The following is a 1,829-nucleotide window of genomic DNA, read 5'->3' on the forward strand; positions in this document are numbered from 1 at the left end:
CAGATCGCGGTCGCCCGGCGCGAGCGAACCGTCGGCCTCCGCCGCCGAGAGGATCTCGTGCAGCGGCGCGGCGTAGGCGTCCACGACCCCGCGGCGCAGCTCGCCCACCTCGTCGTCTGTGGACGCGCCGCGGCCCATCGCCAGCCAGCCGAGCATCGACTGCTGCAGGGGCGCCGTCTGGATGAGCCGGGCCATCGACGTGCACAGATGGACCAGCTGCTCGCGTACCGGTAGATCCGCGGGCGGCTCCTCCGGCGTGGGCAGCAGCCGACGGAAGGCCGCGGCGATGAGCGAGTCCGTCGACGGGAAATTCCGGTACAGCGTGGTCCGCGCGACCCCCGAGACCCGCGTGACCGCCTCCACCGTCACCGCCGCGGCGCCGCCCGAGAGGAGCAGGTCGGCGGCGGCGTCGAGCAGCTTGCCCCTCGAACGGGCACGACGCGGGTCGATGGGCGCGGACATGGGTCCATTGTGGCCTGCCGTGGCGGGCCGCTCGTGCGTTACCGTGTCCGGAGGGATCCGATACCGTCGGTATCGTTTCCTGTGGCGGCGCGCCGACCGTCGCACCCCGACCCCGGGAGGACCCGTGCTCGAACTCACCGCAGGACGGCGGCGCTGGCTGCTGTTCGTCAACATGGTCGCGGTATCGCTGGTCGTGGCCACGATGTCCGCGCTCTACACCTCGCTGCCCGACATCGCCGTGGCGATCGGCGCCACCCAGGCCGAGCTCACCTGGATCGTCGACTCCTACACCCTCGCCCTGGCCGGACTCGTCCTCACCGCCGGCGCACTCGGCGACAGATTCGGCCGCCGCGCCACCCTCATCGTGGGACTGGCCCTGTTCACCGTCTCCTCGATACTGCCGCTCTGGCTCGACTCGCCGCTCTGGCTCATCATCCTGCGCGCCGTGGCCGGCGTCGGCGCCGCGTTCGTCATGCCCTCCACCCTGTCCCTGCTCACCGCCAGCTTCCCGCCCGAACGCCGCGGCTCCGCCGTGGGCACCTGGGCCGGATTCGCCGGCATCGGCGGCATCGTGGGCCTGGTCGGCTCCGGGCTCATGCTGCAGGTGTGGTCGTGGAAGTCGATCTTCGTGGTGAACTCCGTGATCGGGCTGCTCGTCCTGGTGGCCGCGTTCACCATCGGGGAGTCCGTCGCGTCCCGGCACGGCCGGCCCGACGTGCTCGGTTCCGTGTTCTCGGCCCTCGCCGTGGGAGGCGTGGTGTTCGGTCTGATCGAAGGCGCCCACACCTCGTTCTCCGAACCCCTCGTCGTCGTCGCCCTTGTTGTCTCCGCGGTGAGCGTCGTGGCCTTCGTCCTGGTCGAGCTGCGCGCCACCGACCCCCTGCTGGACGTGCGCTACTTCCGTCGGCGCGGCTTCTCCACCGGCTCGGTCTCTGTCGCCCTGCAGTTCCTCGTGATCTTTGGGTTCTTCCTGCTCATCGTCCAGTACCTGCAGCTCGTGCAGGGCTACGACGCCCTCGGCGCCGCCATGGCCCTGGCGCCCATGGCCGTGCCCGTGCTGCTGCTCTCGCTCATCGCGCCCAAGCTCACGGGGCTGGTCGGGCTGCGCGTGATGTCCGTGGTGGGCGTCGGCGGGATCGCCGTGGGCATGATCCTGCTCTCGCGCCTCGGCGTGGACTCCGGCTACTGGGACGTCCTGTGGCCCCTGTGCATCGCCGCCGCAGGGCTCGGACTGTCCACCGCCCCGGCCACCTCGGCGATCGTCTCCGACATCCCCGTCGACGAACAGGGCGTGGGCGCCGCCGTCAACGACGCCATGCGCGAGGTCGGCGCCGCGATCGGCATCGCGATCGGCGGCAGCATTCTCG

The 1,829-nt window shown here is 71.4% G+C and carries 2 protein-coding genes; one reads left to right on the forward strand and one right to left on the reverse strand.

Annotated features, from left to right (window positions below; translation table 11 throughout):
- Positions 1-462 (reverse strand): TetR/AcrR family transcriptional regulator (locus G6016_RS11245; RefSeq protein WP_182632741.1); only part of this gene is annotated, 462 nt, incomplete at its 3' end.
- Positions 463-586: 124 nt separating this feature from the next.
- Here G6016_RS11245 and G6016_RS11250 point away from each other — a divergent pair.
- Positions 587-1,829 (forward strand): MFS transporter (locus G6016_RS11250; RefSeq protein WP_182632742.1); only part of this gene is annotated, 1,243 nt, incomplete at its 3' end.

Origin of the sequence: Dietzia aerolata, from assembly GCF_014144865.1 — a bacterium.
Lineage (GTDB): Bacteria > Actinomycetota > Actinomycetes > Mycobacteriales > Mycobacteriaceae > Dietzia > Dietzia aerolata.